This is a genomic window from Pseudomonas sp. HN2 (assembly GCF_020736465.1).
GTDB classification, from domain to species: Bacteria; Pseudomonadota; Gammaproteobacteria; order Pseudomonadales; family Pseudomonadaceae; genus Aquipseudomonas; species Aquipseudomonas moraviensis_A.
Genome location: NZ_CP085885.1, coordinates 2,907,577 through 2,927,166, shown reverse-complemented (window position 1 = coordinate 2,927,166; position 19,590 = coordinate 2,907,577). Strand labels below are relative to the sequence as shown.

The following is a 19,590-nucleotide window of genomic DNA, read 5'->3' as shown; positions in this document are numbered from 1 at the left end:
TAAGTCGACGCTGCCTCATAACACCACCCACGATAGAGAAGCCATCGGGCTTTCTATTTTAGGCGAACGAAAGACCATTCAACGCTACAGGTGAGAATTGGCGGTATGTGCTTCTCCCTTAATAATACTGGCCTACGGCGAGCAAGCTCTCGAGACACGTCTAATCATAACCCCTATCCTCCGAGCTTGACCGGTTGAGGAAGGAGCTCTCGGCTGAAGAGGGATTGCGACGGCGAAAAGTCCGTATTCCAGGCGAACGCAGTGGCGCTCGAACAATCTCGGTCGGTACCCAGGTGACGGTTAGCGGCGAGAGAGCCACTGCAATGGCGAACGCATTCAGTCCCCCTGTGCCGATAACATCAGAGCAGATAGCTCTTTTTTCGCCATTGAAGGTACATGCGGCAAGATTATCAAAGAGCATCCGAGTGCGAGCTTTATCCGACTGTTGTAAAGGTGGCCTGGACTGAGCCTGCAAGAGAGATTGGAAATCTGCTCCATCACTCGTTGCCCGCATCCTGGGTTCTGATGTCGGCAAGACGGATGGTACTGGCGGTACTGCAGAAATACCGGTCATCGGCATGCCTCATATCACGCTTGGTGTCATGAATCTCGCCAGTGTTCCTGGCGTGACAGTTCCGTTCTTTGCTTCATCAGATCCCGCTGAACCAGTTGTAGCCCTGGTCTTCCCAATACCCGCCCGGGTTGTCGTTGCTGACGAAAATCTCGACAACATGCTTGGGGTTTTTGAAGCCCAGTTTGGTGGGGACCCGAACCCTCAGCGGATAGCCGTACTCGGGCGGCAGCGCCACGTCAGCGTAATCCAGTGCCAACAGCGTCTGCGGGTGCAAGGCAGTCGGCATGTCCAGACTGGAGTAGTAACGATCGGCACATTTGAAACCGACAAATTTCGCTGTGGTGTCGGCGCCGATGTGTTCCAGGAAGGTTTTCAGCGGTACACCTCCCCATTGCCCGATCGCGCTCCAGCCCTCAACACAGATCAGCCGAGTGATATCGCTGCGTTGCGGCAGCTTGCGCAAGCTTTCGAGTGTCCACGGCGCCTTGTCCCTGATCCGGCCGGAGACGGCGAGCGAGTAACTGGTCAGGTCTACTTCAGGGATATCGTCCTGACCATAGAAAGCGTTGAACGGAAACGGCTTGGTGATCTGCGCGCGGGCGAAGGTCGGCGCCAGTTTCCGTCCACTGAACAGCCACGCCTGGACCCGGTCGTTCCAACGCGACATGGCCCAAAGCACTTTGTCGACCTGATCGCCGTCCTGCAGGTTGCAACCGGTCAGCATCGACATCGCGCCAACCGTCAGGCCGGCCCGAAGAAAATGCCGGCGCTGAATGTTTTCCAGTTCAAGCTGTTGCGCAGGTTCAATCCTGACGCGCTGACGCGTTGTTATTTTAAATTCAGTCATGACCCATTTTTCTCGTTATTAGGCGTCCGCACTCCACCCGTGATCATTGGCACCAGGGTTTTTGGTACCAGAATCACCAAGACCAGGTGAATCACTACAAACGCTGCAATCATCGCCATGGCCGCAAAATGTACGTAACGAGCAACGTCATAGCCGCCCAGTAACGCGACCAGCTCTTGAAGTTGAACCGGTTTCCAGATCGCTACACCCGAGATCACGATCAGTACACCTGCCGCCAGCACGATCCAGTACATCAGGCGCTGTACTGCGTTATAGACACCCTTTTCATGCACCAGCCGAAAGCGCAAGGCATCGGTCAGATCATGCTTCAATGCGGCAATGCCGATGGGCAGCAGCTCACGTTTGAAATGACCACTGGCCAACCCGTACAGCACATAGATTGCGCCGTTGATCAGCAGCAGCCACATGAACGCAAAATGCCAGGCAAGTGCCCCGCCCAGCCAACCGCCCACGGTCAATGACACCGGAAACCTGAAACTGAACAGTGGCGAGGCGTTGTAGATAGCCCAACCGCTCATGAACATGCAGACCATGCAGGCCGCATTGAGCCAATGGGTGAGGCGAACCGGCCAGGGATGCAGTTTCTTCTGTCTCACGTGGTTCCCCTTGCAAGCCTTCCGTGTAGCGGAGCGTTGCCAGACGGCAACGCTCAAGCTTTCTCAGATGATTACATCGGTGGCTGGAAGCCATCCTTGCCGACTGCAATGCCGCGTGCGGTGCCATCTGCAGCGGGGAACACGACGATTTTCGTTCCTTTGACCAGCTCATCGGCTTTGCCTGGCTCGACGTAGGCGATAGGCACGTCATCCGGCACGACGATTTGTTTCTCGCCGCCCTGGTAGTTGACGGTCAACGTGCGGCCGTCGGTTTTGGACAGTTTGCCAACGGTGCCGTTGGTCATGGTGCCAGTGCTGCCGTCTGCGTTCTGCCAACCGTAATGACCTTCGCCGCTGCCCTTGAGCCTGGCGTCGAATACCGTGACCTCAAGCGCCTTCAAGGTTCCGTTGGCCTGCGGGATGGCCGCCGAGCCGATGAAGCTGTCGGATTTGATCGAGTCGATATTGGCCTTCGATACCCGGCTGATACCGGTCTTGTCAGTCAGTCCGATCGTCTGCTGGGCGCCAGAGCGGACAGTGAAGGTCAGCGTGTTGTTGCTGACGCTTTCCACCGTACCGCGCAGTGGTTTGATGACCGGCATGTCGGCGGCGGTGGCAATGACGGCAGCGCTGAGCATCACCAAACCGAACGTGGTAGACAGGGCGTTTTTGAGTTGCATGGCGACGATTCCTCATGGGTTGATGTGTCGCCATCCTCGACCGCAGACCGGGACGTCACGATGACCGTCGAATGACATTTTTGTCATTCGCCAACCCTGACCATGTATGACAGAAATGTAACCGACTGCGCCCGCTCATCCCGTTACACTGCACAGCCGAGATACCGATGTCGCGGACTTAACCCCGTCATGAAGAAACCCGAGCGCGCCTGACGATGCATATCCTGCTGATCGAAGATGACACAAAAACAGGTGAGTACCTGAAAAAGGGGCTCGGTGAATCCGGTTACAACGTCGACTGGACCCAGCATGGCGCTGACGGCCTGCACATGGCCTTGCATACGACCTATGACCTGATCGTGCTGGACGTGATGTTGCCCGGGATTGACGGGTTTCAGATCATCGAGCTGTTGCGCGCCAGACAAGACGTACCCGTGCTGTTCCTTACCGCGCGCGACCAGTTGCAAGACCGCATTCGCGGTCTGGAACTGGGCGCCGATGATTACCTGATCAAACCTTTTTCGTTTACCGAACTGCTGTTGCGCATCCGCACTATTCTGCGCCGCGGTGTCGTGCGCGAAGCCGACCATTTCCACCTTGCCGATCTCGAACTGGATCTGGTCCGGCGCCGCGTGACCCGCCAACAACAGGTGATCGTGCTGACCAACAAGGAGTTCGCCCTGCTCCATCTGTTTCTCCGTCGAGCCGGCGATGTGTTGTCCAGGACACAAATCGCTTCGGAAGTCTGGGACATGAATTTCGACAGCGATACCAACGTGGTGGACGTCGCTGTCAAGCGCCTGCGCAACAAGGTCGACCAGCCCTACCCGATCAAGCTGATCCATACCATTCGCGGTATCGGCTATGTCTGCGAGGTGAGGCCATGCGGTCCCGACGCCAACCCTCGCTGACGCTGCGATCGACCGTGGCGTTTGCCATGGTCGCGATGCTGGCCGTGGCCGGCGCGGGCTTCTATCTGTATCAGACGATGAAGACCTCGGTATTGGTCTACAGCGATCACGCGGTGATGGGCCGTCTGGAGCATTTTCGCAAGCTCCTGCATTACGAACTCGCCATCGAAAAGCTGCGCGACAGCCCGCAGATTTTCAAGAACATGCTCGACAGCGAAGACGACATCTTCATCATTGAAGAGCCGGGGCAGCCACCGGTCATCCAGGTCAATCCACTCAACGTCACGTTGCCTGAACTGCCGGTGATCGGCCAGGACACAAAGCTGAGCGTCAGTGATCTGCGCAGCGGCGTGACCGACTCGGGAACAAGGCTGCGCGCCGCCTCCGTAGTCACGACGTCGGGTGGCCGTGTAGTCCGATTGACGGCCGCCCACCTTATGGGCAAGGAAATGGCGATGCTTGCAGCGTATCGCGAGCGCATCTACCTGGCCGTGGCCCTTGCCTTTCTGGCAACCGCGTTGCTGGGTTATCTGTTATTGCGTCGCGGGCTGCGTCCGCTGCGCAAAATGGCCGCCCATGCCGCAGCCATAACGCCTGAGCGTCTGCACAGCCGTATGGACAGCGCCGATACGCCGGTTGAATTGCAACAGCTGAGTGACGCCTATAACGCGATGCTTGATCGTCTTGCTCAGGGTTATCAGCGACTGACGCAATTTTCCGCCGACCTTGCCCATGAAATCCGCACGCCGGTCGGGTCGTTGATGGGACATTGTCAGGTTGCCCTTCGCCAACGCCGTAGCGAGGACGAATATCAGGCGCTGATCGCTTCGAACCTTGAAGAACTCGAACGGATCTCGCGCATCGTCGAAAGCATTCTGTTTCTGGCGCGCGCCGATGAAGCGCAAGCCGTAGTGGAGCGCCAGCAACTGTCGCTGCATGACGAATCACAGCGCATCGCTGAGTATTTTGAGGGTTTGGCTGAAGAGCGGCGAATGAGCTTCCAAATAACGGGCGATGGTATCGTGCTCGCTGACCCCTTGCTGCTGCGCAGAGCGTTGAGCAACCTGGTGGCGAACGCTGTTCGCTACGCTTACGAGGGCACCGAGATTCTGATACGGGTATTGGAAACCCACGGAGGTGCCCGGATTGAGGTGGAGAACCAAGGGCCGGTGCTGGGCGACGAAACCCTGGGCAAACTCTTCGACCGCTTTTACCGTGGCGATGCGTCTCGGCACCAGAATTCCGACTCCTACGGGCTTGGCCTCGCCATTGTCGTGGCCATCATGCAACTGCATGACGGCCACGTGGGTGTCGAACAGCCAAGGGCCGGGACTATTCGTTTTTCGCTGTCGTTCCCTTGAGCTGCTCGAACGGTGCAAACTGTTCTTCGCCCGCTGCGGGTACCCAATCTTTTAACGGCGTCAGGAAATGCATTTCAAAACGACGTGACAGGAACGCCCACTTTCCGTCCCGACGTTCAAACCTGTCGTGGTAAAGACCGCTGACTTGCACCGGGCCTTTTTCAATGTCATGAAACAGGCAATCCGCAGCTACCGTGCCCACTGCGCTGTCACCCTCGATTTCAATCAGCGGGTTGGCCATCCAGTGGTGCATATGGGGCATCTGGCGCCAGCTGTTTTGCGCCATCGCCAGGATTTCGTCACGGTTTCCAGCCTGGCCAAAACCCGGTAGATCCAGTGTCGACTCTTCGTGCCAGATTGAGCTAAGAAGCGAGGCGTCGATGCGGTCGAAAGCATTGGCGTAGGCGCTGATCAGCGACTCGATGGCGGCGCGACTTTCCAGGGCGTCCAGTCGGGCTGTCAGTTGTTCATTGTTCATGATGAGGTTTCCTGCAGGGGCTGCGCATAAGCGAGGAAGGCAGCCCTGCGCGAGGGCTGCGCTACGGTTGAGCACGTGGTCAGATCTGCGACAGGCCGCCGTCGACCATCAACTCCACACCGTTGACATATTTCGCATCGGCAGACGCAAGAAACAGCGCCGACGAGGCGATTTCCTCAGGCTCGGCCATGTACCCCAATGGCGTGATCTGCTCGACGTGCTGACGCAGCGCGGCGACGTCGCTTTCGCTCATCTTCAAGCCGTTATCCATCAGCGGTGTGCGGGTGAAGCCAGGGCTCAGGACATTCGCTCTGATCTTGCGACCTTTGAGTTCGTTGGCCCACGTCCTGGCAAAGGAACGTACCGCGGCTTTGGACGCGTTGTAGAGGCTCAGTCCTTCCATGCCATTGCTGGAACAGATAGAGGCCGTCAGTACGATCGAAGCGCCATTTTTCAACAATGGCATCAACGTCTGTACAGTAAAAAAGACTCCCTTTACGTTGATGTCGAACATGTTGAAATAGGCGGCCTCGGTGGTCTCGCCCAGCGGGTTCTTTTCACAAATACCCGCATTGGCAAACACTGAGTCCAGTTGATCGTCGTGCGCCTCAATCGTCGCCTTGAGCTCGTCCAGATCAACCTGGCGCGCGACATCGGAAATGACCGCGACCGCCCTGTCGCCAAGCTTGGCCACCGCCGCCTCCAGCGTGGCTGCAGAACGCCCGGTGATGTAAACGCGCCTGGCGCCCTCGGCAATCAAACCCTGTGCAATCGCAAATCCGATCCCGGTGGACGCGCCGGTGACGACTGCGACCTGATCAGCGAATTTACCCGACATAACTGACTCCTCGATTTCGGTTGTGTGGCTCGACTGGAACCACAGTGCGGCCATTGTGCGAGGAGGCAGGGGCGTAGCGGCACTGCCATAAATGAACATTGGCCGTTCATTTATGTGAGGCGTCAGCCAGGGTTTGATCGTTTAGATTGAAGTCAGCTGATTCAAAGCATGACCCGCAATCGAAAATATTCTGGAGCCGAAGGGTTTCAGAAAGGAGACCTTATGCCTGAGAAAATAGTAGCCCTTCCGGAACAGCGGCGCTGGCTGATGTTCGCCATCCTGTTGGTCGGTGCATTCTTGCCGCCGCTGGATTTCTTCATCGTGAACGTAGCGCTGCCTTCGATTCAGCAATCGCTAGGCACGGCCTCCTCTGCCGAACAGTTGATCATCTCTTCTTACGCGGCGCTGTATGCCGTGACACTGATCACCGGCGGACGGCTTGGTGACATCTTTGGCCGCATGAGAATGTTCTTCGTTGGCCTGATTGGCTTTGCCGTCGCCTCACTGATCTGCGGTGTCGCCGAGTCACCCTGGGTGTTGATCGCCGGACGCTCGCTGCAAGGCGTGACGGCCGCTGTCATGGCGCCGCAGGCACTCGCTTCAGTGCAGGCGATATTCCCTGAGTCGGAAAAACCCTTGGCGTTGAGCCTGTACGGTGCGGTGTTTGGTTTGGCGTCGGTAGTCGGCCAGGCACTTGGCGGGATTCTGATCTCGCTCAACCTGATGAACCTTGGCTGGCGGACGATATTTCTGGTGAATTTACCGATTGCGTTGCTGGTCATTCTGATCGCCATCCCCGTGGTCAAGGAAACCCGCGCACCCCAGACCAGCAAGCTGGATCTGGGTGGAACGCTGTTGTCGATGGTGACGCTTGCGGCGCTGATCGTTCCGCTGATCGAGGGACGTGAAGCGGGCTGGCCGTTGTGGGCCTGGCTGTCGCTGGCGGCGGTGCCACTGCTGGCCTGGCTGTTCTGGCGCTACGAAGCCCGCTTGTATCAAGCGCAAGGCGCGCCGTTGCTGAACCCTGCTGCACTGCGTGCGCCCGGGCTGGGCCGGGCATTGCTGGTGGCGCTGACTTTTTACGCGATCGGCGTGTTCTTCCTGCTGTTTTCCATCTATTTACAGGGAGCGCTGCATACGAGCCCGCTCAGTGCAGGTCTGGTCTTTCTGCCATTCGGCGCTGGTTTCTTGCTGGGGCCGCTCGCCACCCATCTATTCCGGCGTTTGCTGGGGTCTTATGTGAATCCCTTCGGAATGGCACTCGAAGTGCTGGGGTTCGTGCTATTGGCCTGGCTCGTGGCGCACACACCAACGGCCGTCACGCCCTCTGCGCTGCCCCTTGCCGTGATTCTCTTTCTGATCGGCTTCGGACAAGGACTGGCCCTTCCGACATTGATGCGCATCATCACAGGACGCGTGGCACCGGCGTATTCCGGCATGATTGCGGGCATCACCAGTTCCACCCTGCAAATCAGCACGGCACTGAGCGTGGCGATCATCGGTGGCATTTTTTACATGCTTCTGGGCAAGGACACGGACGCGGCGGCCATCACCCACGCCTTCACCGTCGCCATACTGTGCATCGCTGCCTGTCTGGCCGTAGGCGCAGGACTGAGCCTGAGTCTGTCGCGCCAACCTGCCGCAGAGCTGCGAACGGCGGCCATGCACCCGGCAGAGTGAATCAACCGCCTGCCTGAGTGCCAATCATGACGGAGGCCAGGTCGGCAAGCGCGCGCAGACTGTCCATCTGGCGCATGTCCTGATGGTAGCCCATCCAAATGTCGCGGCCTGGTGGCGGTTCATCTGAATCGATCAGACGCAGCGCCGTCAACTGGTCGCCCAAAGCGCGGGGCAATACCGCGACGCCCTGCCCCTGCGCACACATTTGCGCCTGGACTGTGCGACTGCTACTGGTAAACACGGTACGCGCCAGAGGGTAACGCTGCTGCAGCCACTGCACATCGGGATAATGGGACTGGGCAACACTCATGGTGATCAGACCCAGCCCGGCGCCCTGTGGCTCAGGGTCAGCAGATCCAACGGCTGCGTATAACCCGTAAGTCAGGGAGATCAGCTTGCGGTGCACGATATCGGGTTCGGTGAACGGAACGATTCGAAACGCGATGTCGGCGTCGCGGCGAGCCAGATCAAACAATCGATGCCCGGCAATGACCTCGGGCACGATCAATGGATAACGCCGGCCCAGTTCACTCAGCACCGGGGCCAGCACATAACAGGCGAACCAGTCAGCGCAGGAAATGCGCAGCACACCTTCGGGCTGTGCGCTGTCCCCCGCGAGGCGCCTTTCGATGGCCAACGCACTTTGCTCCATTTCCTGCGCGAGGCTGAGGAGCTTCTCGCCGCTGTCGGTCAACACGAGACCTTGGTTGGTACGCAGGAAAACGGGTTGGCCACTGAACTGTTCCAGCACCTGCAAGCGCCGCCCCACGGTCGGATGGCTGACCCCCAACAGCTTGGCGGCAGCCCCCAATGACCCGCTGCGGGCAATCGCGAGAAAGACCCGCACATCACTCCAGTCCATGCTCTGCCCCCTTACAAAAATGAACAGTGAGAGTGCAGCAATGGCAGTGCCGTAGCAATCCCGTGCCCGACATACTTGTCTGCATTCACCGTCGTCGAATACCAACCGGAGACTGCAAATGAAGATTGGTTTTATCGGAGTGGGAAGCATGGGCAGAGCGATCATTCCACTGCTCGTCCGCGCTGGCCATCACGTCTCGGCATGGAACCGCAGTCACGCGGCGATCAAGGATCTCGAAGGCATCAGCGTTATCGAAACGCCGGCCTCGGCGTTCCAGCAAGAGGTAGTCATCACTCTTCTGGCCGATGACGCCGCCGTCAGGCAAGTGCTGCTCTCCAGCGCTGTTCTGGAAACTGCAGACGAAGCTTGCGTGCATGTCGTGATGTCGACCTTGTCGCCTTCGCTGATGTTGGAGTTGCAGCGAGAACATGAAGCCGTCGGCATGCCATTGATCGCGGCGCCGGTTTTCGGCGTGCCCGCCGTGGCGGCCAAGGGCGAGTTGAATATCCTGGCGGCCGGATCGCAGGCCGCTGTCTCGACCGTCCAACCGCTGCTCGACCTGCTCGGGAAAAAAACCTGGTATCTGGGCGATCAACCTGAACAGGCCTGTATCGCGAAAATCGCCGGCAACATGATGATCACCCAAGCCATCCAGTCTCTGGGCGAAGCCAGCGGACTCGTTCAACGCCACGGACTGAGCCCTTCGATTTTCATCAAGCTCATGACCCAGACCCTGTTCGCCTGCCCCAGTTATCAACGTTATGGGCACAACATCGTCAGCAGCAATTTTGAACCGGGATTCAAACTGTCGCTTGGCCTCAAGGATATGAATCTGGCGATCGATGCGGGTCGTCTCAAAGGGCTGGAGTTGCCAGCGGCGGATGCCGTTCGATTGAAAATGAAGTCGGCGGTAGCCAGGGGGGATGGCGACAAGGACTGGTCGGTTTTCGTTCAGCAGACGAATCATTGAGAAGCTCTTTCGAACACCTGTCACGAGGTCATTCATGGAAAACTCCGACATCGCGCGTCAACTCTCAACATTCAGGAAAACCATCGACAATATCGACGCCGCCCTCATCCACCTGCTCGCGGAACGGTTTCGCTGTACCGATGAGGTCGGATTGCTCAAGGCCCGATATCAGTTGCCTGCGGTAGACGAGGCCAGAGAGCAGCAGCAATACCAGCGTCTGGCAGCACTTGCTCAGGAGGCTGAGCTGGATACGGCCATCGTGCAGAGGCTGATGCAGTTGGTCATTGGCGAAGTGGTCGAGCGCCACAGGCAGATCGCCGCCAGGCATGCCCCGACACCCCCAATAACCCCACCCCTCGGGGCTGACCCCGGCGCCACTTATCGAAGCAATCAGACAAACGAGCAGAACCGCATGAAATGGCCAACGATCGAGCAAATTCGCAGCTTCACCGATTTACCCTATGGCTACAGTTGGGATTACCTGAAACGTGAGGAGATCAATGTCGCGACAGATTTTTTCCGGACATGGTTTCCCTCCATTTCGGTGGGGTTGGCAAGCCCGTTTCTGGACCAGCAGTTCTACGCAGACAACGTGGTGCTCGAAGACGATCCGGATCGAGGCATATTCGCTACCGTCGTCCGCCAGAACGATGAGATTGTCGCTATCGCCACGTGGGAAAAAATTGACGGTGCTGACGTTATTTTCGGGCGGGTCGGCGCGGTAGCCAAACCGCACAGACTAGCCAGACTGGCCGTTGCGGCCCAGGACCTGGGAGAAAAAATCGGCACGTTCATGGGCGCGGGGCTGATCTATGGCATGGCAACAACCCGCACGCCGTATATGCAACAAGCACTGGAGCAAGCCGGTTACAAAGCGGTAGGGATAATGCCTGGCCTGGACCGGGAAGAAACAGCACCTGGAATCGTGCGCAGGGTTTACGAAGTCATCTACGTAAAACGGCTCGCACCACACGCCGACTTTCTCATTCCTGCCGGTCATAACCTTACCCCTACAGTCGCGCGACTTTACGCAGATATATTTCAAGGTGATGACGACACGAACTGACGAGCCAGCCTAGCAGCGAACCAACCATCGAAATGCTTCTGATCAGTAACGCTACCGGCTCGCGCCTTTTGCATCGATCGAGGTAGCCACATTAGGTAATGAGTTCAAAAAGACTCAGCAGCGGCTAAAAGCACCTGTGGGGTTGATTAATAGATGAGAAGTGAACTGAGTGGACGCGGCTCTGGCCCCTGAGTTAGCTTTCGTAACCGTTCTAACTTTGGGGCTCCGCAATCATGACTGACCGTCAGATCATTGTTCCAGATGGCATGAGATTGATCTGCGAGCGTGCTGGTTATGCACCAGCAGTAAAGGTAGGAAAAACTCTCTACTGCGCGGGTCAGGTAGGCAGGACGCCGGAATTATCCGTCATTGAAGAACCTGAGCAGCAGTTTTTAGCTGCATGGGACAATCTCCGGATCGTCTTGGAGGCAGGTGGCTGTAAATTTGAAGATGTCGTAGAAATGACAACTTACCACGTCAACATGCACCGTCACATGCCAATTTTCAGACGCGTAAAGGATAAAGTCTTTCCGAGAAGCACTTGTGCATGGACCTGCATTGGTGTCAGTGAGTTGGCTCGACCTGGCCTTCTCGTGGAGATCAAATGCGTCGCCGTAGAGCGATAACGAGCGCTGCTGTCCAGATAGCCAACGCGTACTCGCTCAGCCAAGCGGCTCAAAGAACGTCTCCGCCCGTTGTGGCACCGGCTTTTTATGTCTGAACATCTGCTGCCAAGCGAGCTGCGCCTGGACCTTGGCCACCGAATCCAGCACTTTCTGCGCCCAGCGATCATCCTCGGGATGCACCACGACCACCCGGAAGCCATGATCCTTGCCTTCAAGCTGCACGCCCTCCGAATCATCGACATGCAAGTCGATATCGAACGCTGGTGGATATTTTGAAGGCGCATTCGACATCCCGTGCGCCGTCAGGGCACGGTTGTGCAGCACGCTGTTGACCACGCCGTCGACGCGGATACCGTACAGCGCCAACCAGCGCCTGATATAGGACGGCGTGCGCCCGGATGAGGTGTAGACCCAGATGCTGCAGTCCTGGCGGCGCAGCTCGCGGATCAGCGATCGCGTGCCCATGCGCAACGGCTCACCCAGCCAACGATGAATACAGGCGGGAAGTCGGCTTTTCTCGACTGCGCAGTGGTGGAGCTGGCAAGCGAGCGTGTCATCGATATCGAACGAAATTCGTATGCGCTGACGCCTGAACAGCTGTGGCAGAGCGCAGCGGATGACCTGCCCTGCCCGGCTGGCGAAGGTTCTGCATTTGGCCAATGCTGGAGCCCCGCTCATCAATGGCCACCCTGGGAGACAGGCAGGGGCTTGTCTTTGAGAAAGAACTTCATTGGTTCAGGCGCCTGTTCTTCTAAAAATGCTGCGTATTTTTTCTTGATCTTGGGCAATTCGTACAACGCCTTGACGCCATGCTTGGCGGAGTTGCGGATGACCGAGGACGGGTTGAAATAGCCCTCGGCGTTTTCAAGCGTCAGCACGAACGGAGGCAGCCCCGCCCGCATCAGCAGGTAGCTGACAATCAGCGAGCCACTGCGGTTATTGCCTTCGATAAACAGCTGCGGCTTGCTGAGAATCCGTACGTAGACCCCCGCTGCACGCTTCCAGACCGATTCACTGCGGTACGCGCAATACCAGTTGTACAAGTCCTTGATGCCTCCCTCAACATTGTTGAAGAAGTGCGCCTCAGTCGCTGCCAGATGCTGGGCGTATTCGAGCCGGCGTGCCGGATCCCGGCCACACAGCACCGTGGCATTGATCTCCAGCATCAGGTTCAGTTGCTGCAGATCGAACAGGTCGACCCCGCGGGCAACATATTCGTCAACCAACGCATAACCTTCAAGCACATTGTTCAGGACTTCGTCAGTGAACGGGTCTCGGGGCTCGGTGAAGTGCCGGCTGAGCTCGGCGAAACGGCTCTGCACGTCACGCAGTGCGCGTTCAATCGCAGGCAAATCAAGACGGTGCTTGGCAGGCATTGGAGCTCCTTGGAAACTCTTGGTGAATGTCCGCCGGTGCCCGCCAAATCCATTTGGCTTGTGCAGGTAGGCGGCCGTGACCGGTGCTGTGACTTAGCTGAACTTGCCGCTGATGTAATCGCCGGTCATCTGTTCCCGCGGATTGTCGAAGATCTGCGCCGTCGGGCCCATCTCGACCAGATAGCCCGTGCGCGTGCCCTGGGAAATATCCACCGAGAAAAACGCCGTGGTGTCAGCAACACGGATGGCTTGCTGCATGTTGTGGGTCACCAGTGCGATGGTGTAGTCCTTCTTCAACTCGACCATCAATTCTTCGACCCGTCGGGTAGCGATCGGGTCGAGTGCCGAACAAGGCTCATCCAGCAGCAGGACTTCCGGCTCGGTGGCGATTGCACGGGCGATACACAGGCGTTGTTGCTGACCACCGGAGAGCGACAGGCCGCTGACCTTGAGCTTGTCCTTGACTTCATCCCACAGCGCGGCGCCTTGCAGCGCATGCTTGACGCGATCGCCGATATCGCCCTTGTAGCGATTGAGGCGCAGACCAAACGCAACGTTGTCGAAGATGCTCATCGAAAACGGATTTGGCTGTTGAAACACCATGCCGATGTAGCGGCGCACGACCACCGGATCGACACCCTTGCCGTAGACGTCCTGCCCGAGGAAATGCACATGGCCCTCGAAACGAAACCCCTTCACCAAGTCGTTCATCCGGTTGAGGCTACGCAGCACGGTGCTCTTGCCGCAGCCTGAGGGCCCGATGAATCCTGTGATCTTGTTTTTCTCGATCGGCACGTGGCTGTCACGTACCGCCATGAAATTCCCGTAGAAAATCTTGTCCAGTTTGCAGTCCATGACTACAGGCGCCTGGGTGACAAACGGAGCGGCTATTTGCGCAGTGGATACGTTCAAAATCAGTTGCTCCCGTTCTTAATACTTGGGCTTGCCGAAAATACGGCTGATGATGTTCACGAACAGCACGATCATCACCAGCACCAACGAGGCCGCCCATGCGAGCTCGAGCTGGTTATCGAAAGGCATGCCGGAGAAGTTGTAGATCAGCACCGCCAGCGAGGCAGTCGGGTTCATGACGTCGAGATTGCCTTGGTGGTAGATCCAGTAATTGCTGAACAGCGCGGTAAACAACAGCGGTGCCGTCTCGCCTGCGGCACGCGCCACGGCGAGCATCACGCCAGTCAGGATCGCCGGCATGCCGGTCGGCAAGATGATTTTCCAGATAACCTGCGAGCGAGTGCAGCCCATGCCATAAGCGGCATCTTTCATGATCTTGGGCACCATCCGCATCGATTCTTCCGCGGTCAGCACGACGATCGGCAGCATCAGGACCGCCAGTGCCACGCCACCCGCCGGTGCCGAATACGTGCCGGTTGTCATCACCACCAGGGCATAGGCGAACACCCCTGCCAGGATCGACGGCAGGCCCGTGAGCATCTTCGCGGCGAAACGCGCGGCGTTGCCCAGTTTGCTGTCCGGCCCCAGCTCAGCCAGGAAGATCGCCGCCATGATCCCGACCGGCACCGCGATCGCTGCCGCGATACCGACCATTACAAAGGTACCTGCCATCGCGTTGCCAAAACCGCCGCCCATCTCGAAGCCGGTCGGTGGCAGTTCGGTGAAGACTTCCAGGTTCAGGCGCGCGCCACCGCGGGTGATCAGCATGTAGAGCACGGAAATCAGCGGCACGCTGGCCAGCAGAGCACCTGCCCAGACCAGGGTGGTCAGGATCAGGCTGCGCAGCGCGCGGCCTTCGAACCTGCGTTGCAAGCTGGGCATCGCGCCTGTCGGCGCAGTCAGGTCGGTTGCTGCGGTCAGGTCAGTCATCACTTGTTACCCCGTTGGGCGTACATCATGATCATCGAACCGAAGATGTTCACGATCAGCGTAATCAGCATCAGCACCAGCGCGGCGTACATCAACACCTCGATCTCGTTCGGCCCGGCTTCAGGGAAATTCAGCGCCAGCAGAGCGGCAAGCGTGTTGGCGGGGGCAAACAGCGAGAGGGAAATGTTGTTGGCGTTGCCGACGAGCATGGCCAGCGCCATCGTCTCACCCAGCGCGCGCCCCAGGCCCAGCACCAGAGAACCGAAAATGCCGGTGGCCGCCGAAGGCACCATCACTTTGAGAATCGCTTCCCAATGGGTAGTGCCCATGCCGTACGCGGCCTGTTTGGTTTTCATCGGCACAGCCGTCAGCGCGTCCTGCGACACGGCGGCAATCGTCGGCAGAATCATGATCGCCAGCACCAGCGCTGCGGGCAGCAGGCCTGGACCGCTCAGGGATGTGCCGAAAAAGGGGATCCAGCCCAGTTCGCTGTTCAACCAGGTCGTCAGCGGCCGAATCGCCGGGATCACCACGTAGATCCCCCACAGGCCATAGACCACGCTGGGAATGGCTGCCAGCAGTTCGACGATGGTCCGAAACAGCGCAGCAAGCTTGGTCGGCAGGAAATCCTGGGTCAGGAAAATCGCCATGCTCACGCCGAAGAAACCGGCGATCAGCAAAGCGATGAAGGCGCTGTAGAGCGTGCCCCAGATGGCCGGCAGGATACCGTATTTGCCTTGGTTGACGTCCCACACGCTGCCCAGCAGCACATCGAAGCCGTGCTTCTCCATACCGGGAAGTGCCTTGCGTCCGACTTCGAACACCAGCGCAAATACCAGCGCAAGAATCAGCACCACGCCGATTCGCGCCAGCGCGCGAAAGGTGCGATCCACCAGGAAATCCTTCGTCGAGGGTGGCTGGCAGGCAGAGTCGGGATTAACCGGTACGACAAAAGGTTTGTTCATGGGCTAAGTCCGGAACAGGGGGGAAACTCTCCCGGCGTGGCGTAGACGCACACGCCGAGATAGACCTCACGGCGTTACTGAATGTTGGCGGACGCTTTGCGAACCTGTTCGACGACCGATTGCGGCAACGGGATGTAGCCCATCGAATCGGCAATCTTCTGCCCCTCGGTCAGGCTGTATTCGACCATTTCACGCATAGCCTTGGCCTTGGCCGGGTTGCCATTGTCCTTGCGGAAAATCATCCAGGTATAAGAGGTGATCGGATAGGACTTGGCACCGTCCGGATCAGGCAGCCAGGCCACCAGGTTTTCCGGCATTTTCACCGCCGCCAGGGCCTCGGCACCGCTTTCGGCGTTTGGCACTACGTAATTGCCAGCCTTGTTCTGCAACTGGGCAAAGTCGACCTTGGCGAGTTTGGCGAAGCCATATTCGATGTAACCAATCGCACCCGGCGTCTGGCGCACGGTAGCCGTTACGCCATCGTTTTTCGGCGATTTGATGAACTTGTCACTGGCCGGCCAGTTGACGGTGTTGCCCTCACCCAGCGCCTGCTTGAACTCGGCGTTGACGGTTGCCAGGTGCTTGGTGAATACCGCGGTCGTACCGCTGGAATCTGCACGCACGACAACCGTGATCGGCGTATCGGACAGTTTCAGGTCCGGGTTGGCAGCGACGATCTGCGGATCGTTCCAGCGCGTGATCTTGCCCAGGAAAATGTTGGAATACACCTCGCGTGGCAGCTTCAGACCCTTGGGATTGCCCGGCAGGTTGTAGGCCAGCACGATTTCCCCGGCAGTCATCGGCAGCAACTGCACGCCTTCGGCGACCTTGGCGATATCTTCGTCTTTCATTGCCGAGTCACTGGCAGCGAAATCTACGGTTTTGTTCAAGAAATCCTGTACGCCCGCGCCGCTGCCCTTGGATTGGTAATCCACAGTGACGCCATCGGATTTCTTGCTGAAATCCTTGAACCAGGTCAGGTAGATCGGTGCCGGGAAACTAGCTCCTGACCCCGTCAGGCGAACATTTTCTGCTGCAAAGGAGGCCGAGGTGGCACAAAGAGATACCGCAATGGCGAGTGCAGCAGACTTCATCGAACGTTTCATTAAATGACACCTAGTGATTACGGGCTCCCGAACTCTGCAGCAGTTTTGTGACGTTTTCATGAAAGCGAGGTGGCAAACGGTACCCTCCTGCCCTCACCGCAGCGGCGCACATGGATGTAATGGGTTCGTAACAAAATGTGCCTAACACTTTGCCATCCTCAGCCGCGAGCCCCTGCCATGTTCCCCACAGACGACACGCTAATACAGCGCATCCACCGTGAGCTGCTTGATCACAGTGACGAAGAGCTGGAACTTGAATTATCCGAAGACGGCCATGACCTCAACTCATTGTTCGATGAGCATGTGCAAGAGGATCCCGAGAAGGATGCGCGAAGGACTTACTTCAGCGAACTGTTCCGCCTGCAAGGCGAACTGGTAAAGCTGCAGAGCTGGGTGGTCAAGACGGGCCACAAAGTCGTGATCCTGTTCGAAGGACGGGACGCCGCTGGTAAAGGCGGTGTCATCAAACGCATCACCCAACGCCTGAATCCCAGGGTCTGCAGGGTCGCCGCCCTACCCGCCCCCAACGACCGCGAACGCACTCAGTGGTACTTCCAGCGCTACGTCTCGCACCTGCCGGCGGCGGGTGAAATCGTGTTGTTCGACCGTAGCTGGTACAACCGCGCGGGTGTGGAACAAGTGATGGGGTTCTGCAATGAATACCAGTACGAGGAATTCTTTCGTACGGTACCGGAATTCGAACGCATGCTCGCCCGCTCCGGTATCCAGCTGATCAAATACTGGTTCTCCATTTCCGACCAGGAACAGCACCTGCGTTTTCTCAGCCGTATCCATGACCCGCTCAAGCAGTGGAAGCTCAGCCCCATGGATCTGGAGTCCCGCAGGCGTTGGGAAGCCTATACCAAGGCCAAGGAAATCATGCTTGAACGCACGCACATCGCCGAAGCGCCGTGGTGGGTGGTACAAGCTGACGATAAAAAGAAAGCCCGGCTCAACTGCATCCATCATCTGCTCGGGCAGATGCCGTACGAAGAGGTGGAACTGCCGGTAATCGAACTGCCGCAACGCGTCAGGCAGGAGGACTATTCGCGCGTTCCCACACCACCGGAAATCATTGTGCCTCAGGTCTATTAGGCTTGGCCCGATCGAGCACGCGGAACGACAAAGCCCCGGTTATTCGGGGCTTTGTCGTTTCCGGGATGTGAAAATCGAATCTTCCCGTGCGGCGGGTGTCCCTACTCCCTGATCGCGAGCAATCGCTCGTCAGGCTCACGTTGTAAAAACGCTACTTTCCCTCAACCTTAATGGCCCTCAACCGGAAATGGCGTTAGCATTTAAACCATTCGGCTGAACAAGCCTGTTTATTCAGATCAGGGTCGCATTGTGGAAAAGCTAAAACGCCTTCAAAGCGGGATCGAAGGACTCGACGCGCTGCTTCAGGGAGGCCTTGTCGCGGGTGCTTCGTACATCATTCAAGGGCGCCCGGGTTCCGGCAAGACCATCCTTGCCAATCAGCTCGGGTTTCATCATGCCCGTAACGGCGGTCGTGTTCTGGTCGCCACGTTGCTGGCCGAATCCCACGACCGGCTGTTTCAGTTCCTGTCGACCATGAGCTTCTTCGACGCCTCGCGTGTTGGCGCCGAAATACAGTTTGTCAGCGCATTCGACACGCTGGAAAACGAAGGCCTCGATGAGGTGGTGAAGCTGCTTCGCCGCGAAATCACCCGGCAGAAGGCGACCGTCATGGTCGTTGACGGCCTGCTCAATGCGCGATCCAAAGCCGATTCGCCGATCGACACGAAAAAATTCATCTCCGAACTGCAAGGCCATGCGGCGTTTGCCGGTTGCACCGTGCTGTTTCTCACCAGCTCGCGCCTTGACGACGGCAGCCCCGAGCACACCATGGTCGACGGCGTCATCGAAATGGGCGAAGAGCTGTTCGGTACCCGCTCGGTACGGCGCATTCATTTGCGCAAGACCCGCGGCAGCGGCGCGTTGACCGGTGTCCACGAATGTGAAATCACCGATAGCGGCCTGGTGATCTACCCTCGCCTGGAAACGCTGTACAAACGCCCGTCCGCCCCGGACAGCGCGGACATGACGCGCATCCCAAGCGGCATTGCCTCGCTGGACGACATCCTCGGAGGCGGCTTGCACAGCTCCAGCGTGACGCTGGTCATGGGTCCTTCGGGGATCGGCAAGACCACCCTGGGTCTGAAGTTCATCGCGCAGTCGACGCCGGAAGCGCCGGGCCTGCATTTCGGTTTCTATGAAAGCCCGCAGCGGCTGCGCCTCAAAGGCCGTTCGCTGGGCATCGATATCGAACAAATGGAACACAGCGGTGCGCTGAGCATTGCCTGGCAGCCGACCACCGAAGGCTTGCTGGACGGCCTCGGCGCACGCCTGCTGAGCCTGGTCGATGAAAAAGGCATCAAGCGCCTGTTTATCGATAGCCTCAGCGGCATGACGCGGGTTTCTACCACCCCGGAACGCATCACCGACTTTTTCAGTGCACTGATGAACGAGCTGCGATCCAGAGGCGTCACGGTGTTCGCCTCCTGGGAAATGCGCGATTTGTTCGGTTCCGAAGTCAGCGCACCGACCTCTGACCTGTCCAGTATTGTCGACAACCTGATGCTCATGCGGTTCTTTGAAAATCACGCTGAACTTCACAGGACGCTTTCCATTCTCAAGATACGTGATAGCTCCTACAACCCGTCGCGGTTCGAGGTGGTTATCCGTGATCAAGATGTGTTCCTGGAAAAGGCTTTGAAAAATGAACCTTCAGTCGCAGCTGAGTCATTGCCTGGTTCGATTTCGTAAGTCTTCA

The 19,590-nt window shown here is 57.9% G+C and carries 20 protein-coding genes; 8 read left to right on the top strand and 12 right to left on the bottom strand.

Features of this window, described 5'->3' with window-relative positions; all coding sequences use genetic code 11:
• Positions 1-650 precede the first annotated feature (650 nt).
• From LIS66_RS12795 to LIS66_RS12785, 3 genes are all read right to left on the bottom strand, one after another.
• Positions 651-1,421 (bottom strand): molybdopterin-dependent oxidoreductase, encoded by a 771-nt coding sequence (locus tag LIS66_RS12795; RefSeq protein ID WP_039760272.1) that lies wholly within the window; start codon positions 1,419-1,421, stop codon positions 651-653.
• The gene (locus LIS66_RS12790) at positions 1,418-1,975 is read right to left on the bottom strand and encodes a cytochrome b/b6 domain-containing protein (RefSeq protein WP_416220758.1); all 558 of its coding nucleotides are present in this window, start codon (positions 1,973-1,975) and stop codon (positions 1,418-1,420) included. Before LIS66_RS12790 ends, LIS66_RS12795 begins: the two co-directional genes overlap by 4 nt.
• A 134-nt stretch (positions 1,976-2,109) precedes the next feature.
• Positions 2,110-2,718, bottom strand: coding sequence for a hypothetical protein (locus LIS66_RS12785; protein WP_042609816.1), 609 nt, complete (start codon positions 2,716-2,718; stop codon positions 2,110-2,112).
• Positions 2,719-2,933: 215 nt separating this feature from the next.
• Here LIS66_RS12785 and LIS66_RS12780 point away from each other — a divergent pair, with 215 nt between their 5' ends.
• Together LIS66_RS12780 and LIS66_RS12775 are read left to right on the top strand one after the other, a co-directional pair.
• Entirely contained in the window at positions 2,934-3,629 is a 696-nt protein-coding gene (locus LIS66_RS12780; protein ID WP_039760267.1) for a heavy metal response regulator transcription factor, read from the top strand.
• Positions 3,602-4,990 carry a heavy metal sensor histidine kinase gene (locus tag LIS66_RS12775; RefSeq protein ID WP_227974442.1) on the top strand — a complete coding sequence of 463 codons (1,389 nt, stop codon included), beginning with the start codon at positions 3,602-3,604 and terminating at the stop codon, positions 4,988-4,990. Before LIS66_RS12780 ends, LIS66_RS12775 begins: the two co-directional genes overlap by 28 nt.
• Here the strand turns inward: LIS66_RS12775 and LIS66_RS12770 are convergent.
• On the bottom strand, positions 4,962-5,468 hold the full coding sequence (locus LIS66_RS12770) for a nuclear transport factor 2 family protein (RefSeq protein ID WP_042609814.1): 507 nt from the start codon (positions 5,466-5,468) through the stop codon (positions 4,962-4,964). The genes LIS66_RS12775 and LIS66_RS12770 overlap by 29 nt on opposite strands.
• Positions 5,469-5,547: 79 nt before the next feature.
• Entirely contained in the window at positions 5,548-6,306 is a 759-nt protein-coding gene (locus tag LIS66_RS12765) for an SDR family oxidoreductase (RefSeq protein WP_064361704.1), read from the bottom strand.
• A gap of 168 nt (positions 6,307-6,474) precedes the next feature.
• Between LIS66_RS12765 and LIS66_RS12760 the strand changes: the two genes are divergently transcribed.
• On the top strand, positions 6,475-7,986 hold the full coding sequence (locus LIS66_RS12760) for an MFS transporter (RefSeq protein WP_322746238.1): 1,512 nt from the start codon (positions 6,475-6,477) through the stop codon (positions 7,984-7,986).
• Position 7,987: 1 nt separating this feature from the next.
• On the opposite strand, the gene LIS66_RS12755 is transcribed toward LIS66_RS12760, so the two are convergent.
• Entirely contained in the window at positions 7,988-8,848 is an 861-nt protein-coding gene (locus LIS66_RS12755) for a LysR family transcriptional regulator (RefSeq protein WP_122704478.1), read from the bottom strand.
• A gap of 148 nt (positions 8,849-8,996) precedes the next feature.
• Between LIS66_RS12755 and LIS66_RS12750 the strand changes: the two genes are divergently transcribed.
• The 3 genes from LIS66_RS12750 (at position 8,997) to LIS66_RS12740 (ending at position 11,510) form a co-directional block, all read left to right on the top strand.
• Positions 8,997-9,818: an NAD(P)-dependent oxidoreductase gene (locus LIS66_RS12750; protein WP_265583236.1), complete on the top strand. Its 822-nt coding sequence runs from the start codon at positions 8,997-8,999 to the stop codon at positions 9,816-9,818.
• A 34-nt stretch (positions 9,819-9,852) separates the two neighbouring features.
• Positions 9,853-10,884: a chorismate mutase gene (locus tag LIS66_RS12745; protein ID WP_227974440.1), complete on the top strand. Its 1,032-nt coding sequence runs from the start codon at positions 9,853-9,855 to the stop codon at positions 10,882-10,884.
• A gap of 233 nt (positions 10,885-11,117) precedes the next feature.
• Positions 11,118-11,510 (top strand): RidA family protein, encoded by a 393-nt coding sequence (locus tag LIS66_RS12740; protein ID WP_227974439.1) that lies wholly within the window; start codon positions 11,118-11,120, stop codon positions 11,508-11,510.
• A 36-nt stretch (positions 11,511-11,546) separates the two neighbouring features.
• Here the strand turns inward: LIS66_RS12740 and LIS66_RS12735 are convergent, their stop codons facing one another.
• The 6 genes from LIS66_RS12735 to pstS form a co-directional block, all read right to left on the bottom strand.
• Positions 11,547-12,188, bottom strand: coding sequence for a hypothetical protein (locus tag LIS66_RS12735; RefSeq protein WP_172667924.1), 642 nt, complete (start codon positions 12,186-12,188; stop codon positions 11,547-11,549).
• Positions 12,188-12,886 (bottom strand): hypothetical protein, encoded by a 699-nt coding sequence (locus LIS66_RS12730; RefSeq protein ID WP_042609808.1) that lies wholly within the window; start codon positions 12,884-12,886, stop codon positions 12,188-12,190. The genes LIS66_RS12735 and LIS66_RS12730 overlap by 1 nt, the downstream gene beginning before the upstream one ends.
• Before the next feature lie 93 nt (positions 12,887-12,979).
• Positions 12,980-13,741 carry a phosphate ABC transporter ATP-binding protein PstB gene (gene pstB, locus LIS66_RS12725; protein ID WP_016774591.1) on the bottom strand — a complete coding sequence of 254 codons (762 nt, stop codon included), beginning with the start codon at positions 13,739-13,741 and terminating at the stop codon, positions 12,980-12,982.
• Between the two features lie 75 nt (positions 13,742-13,816).
• On the bottom strand, positions 13,817-14,728 hold the full coding sequence (gene pstA / locus LIS66_RS12720) for a phosphate ABC transporter permease PstA (protein ID WP_016774590.1): 912 nt from the start codon (positions 14,726-14,728) through the stop codon (positions 13,817-13,819).
• Entirely contained in the window at positions 14,728-15,693 is a 966-nt protein-coding gene (pstC, locus tag LIS66_RS12715) for a phosphate ABC transporter permease subunit PstC (protein ID WP_042609807.1), read from the bottom strand. The genes pstA and pstC overlap by 1 nt, the downstream gene beginning before the upstream one ends.
• 74 nt (positions 15,694-15,767) lie before the next feature.
• The gene (gene pstS, locus LIS66_RS12710; protein WP_064361713.1) at positions 15,768-16,799 is read right to left on the bottom strand and encodes a phosphate ABC transporter substrate-binding protein PstS; all 1,032 of its coding nucleotides are present in this window, start codon (positions 16,797-16,799) and stop codon (positions 15,768-15,770) included.
• A gap of 177 nt (positions 16,800-16,976) precedes the next feature.
• On the opposite strand from pstS, the gene ppk2 reads away from it, so the two are divergent.
• Both ppk2 and LIS66_RS12700 read left to right on the top strand, forming a co-directional pair.
• The gene (ppk2, locus tag LIS66_RS12705) at positions 16,977-17,894 is read left to right on the top strand and encodes a polyphosphate kinase 2 (RefSeq protein WP_227974438.1); all 918 of its coding nucleotides are present in this window, start codon (positions 16,977-16,979) and stop codon (positions 17,892-17,894) included.
• 249 nt (positions 17,895-18,143) lie between these two features.
• Positions 18,144-19,583, top strand: a complete 1,440-nt coding sequence (locus LIS66_RS12700) for an ATPase domain-containing protein (RefSeq protein WP_227974437.1) — start codon at positions 18,144-18,146, stop codon at positions 19,581-19,583.
• The last annotated feature ends 7 nt before the right edge of the window (positions 19,584-19,590 follow it).

Bases quoted from the DNA above. Each gene is read 5' to 3' on its own strand.
- LIS66_RS12780 (WP_039760267.1), top strand. From the start codon at position 2,934: ATGCATATCCTGCTGATCGAAGATGACACAAAAACAGGTGAGTACCTG.
- LIS66_RS12785 (WP_042609816.1), bottom strand. From the start codon at position 2,718: ATGCAACTCAAAAACGCCCTGTCTACCACGTTCGGTTTGGTGATGCTC.
- LIS66_RS12735 (WP_172667924.1), bottom strand. From the start codon at position 12,188: ATGAGCGGGGCTCCAGCATTGGCCAAATGCAGAACCTTCGCCAGCCGG.
- LIS66_RS12775 (WP_227974442.1), top strand. From the start codon at position 3,602: ATGCGGTCCCGACGCCAACCCTCGCTGACGCTGCGATCGACCGTGGCG.
- LIS66_RS12750 (WP_265583236.1), top strand. From the start codon at position 8,997: ATGGGCAGAGCGATCATTCCACTGCTCGTCCGCGCTGGCCATCACGTC.
- LIS66_RS12740 (WP_227974439.1), top strand. From the start codon at position 11,118: ATGACTGACCGTCAGATCATTGTTCCAGATGGCATGAGATTGATCTGC.
- LIS66_RS12770 (WP_042609814.1), bottom strand. From the start codon at position 5,468: ATGAACAATGAACAACTGACAGCCCGACTGGACGCCCTGGAAAGTCGC.
- LIS66_RS12795 (WP_039760272.1), bottom strand. From the start codon at position 1,421: ATGACTGAATTTAAAATAACAACGCGTCAGCGCGTCAGGATTGAACCT.
- LIS66_RS12730 (WP_042609808.1), bottom strand. From the start codon at position 12,886: ATGCCTGCCAAGCACCGTCTTGATTTGCCTGCGATTGAACGCGCACTG.
- pstB (WP_016774591.1), bottom strand. From the start codon at position 13,741: ATGGACTGCAAACTGGACAAGATTTTCTACGGGAATTTCATGGCGGTA.
- pstS (WP_064361713.1), bottom strand. From the start codon at position 16,799: ATGAAACGTTCGATGAAGTCTGCTGCACTCGCCATTGCGGTATCTCTT.
- LIS66_RS12760 (WP_322746238.1), top strand. From the start codon at position 6,475: ATGACCCGCAATCGAAAATATTCTGGAGCCGAAGGGTTTCAGAAAGGA.
- LIS66_RS12790 (WP_416220758.1), bottom strand. From the start codon at position 1,975: ATGGTCTGCATGTTCATGAGCGGTTGGGCTATCTACAACGCCTCGCCA.
- pstA (WP_016774590.1), bottom strand. From the start codon at position 14,728: ATGACTGACCTGACCGCAGCAACCGACCTGACTGCGCCGACAGGCGCG.
- pstC (WP_042609807.1), bottom strand. From the start codon at position 15,693: ATGAACAAACCTTTTGTCGTACCGGTTAATCCCGACTCTGCCTGCCAG.
- LIS66_RS12745 (WP_227974440.1), top strand. From the start codon at position 9,853: ATGGAAAACTCCGACATCGCGCGTCAACTCTCAACATTCAGGAAAACC.
- ppk2 (WP_227974438.1), top strand. From the start codon at position 16,977: ATGTTCCCCACAGACGACACGCTAATACAGCGCATCCACCGTGAGCTG.
- LIS66_RS12765 (WP_064361704.1), bottom strand. From the start codon at position 6,306: ATGTCGGGTAAATTCGCTGATCAGGTCGCAGTCGTCACCGGCGCGTCC.
- LIS66_RS12755 (WP_122704478.1), bottom strand. From the start codon at position 8,848: ATGGACTGGAGTGATGTGCGGGTCTTTCTCGCGATTGCCCGCAGCGGG.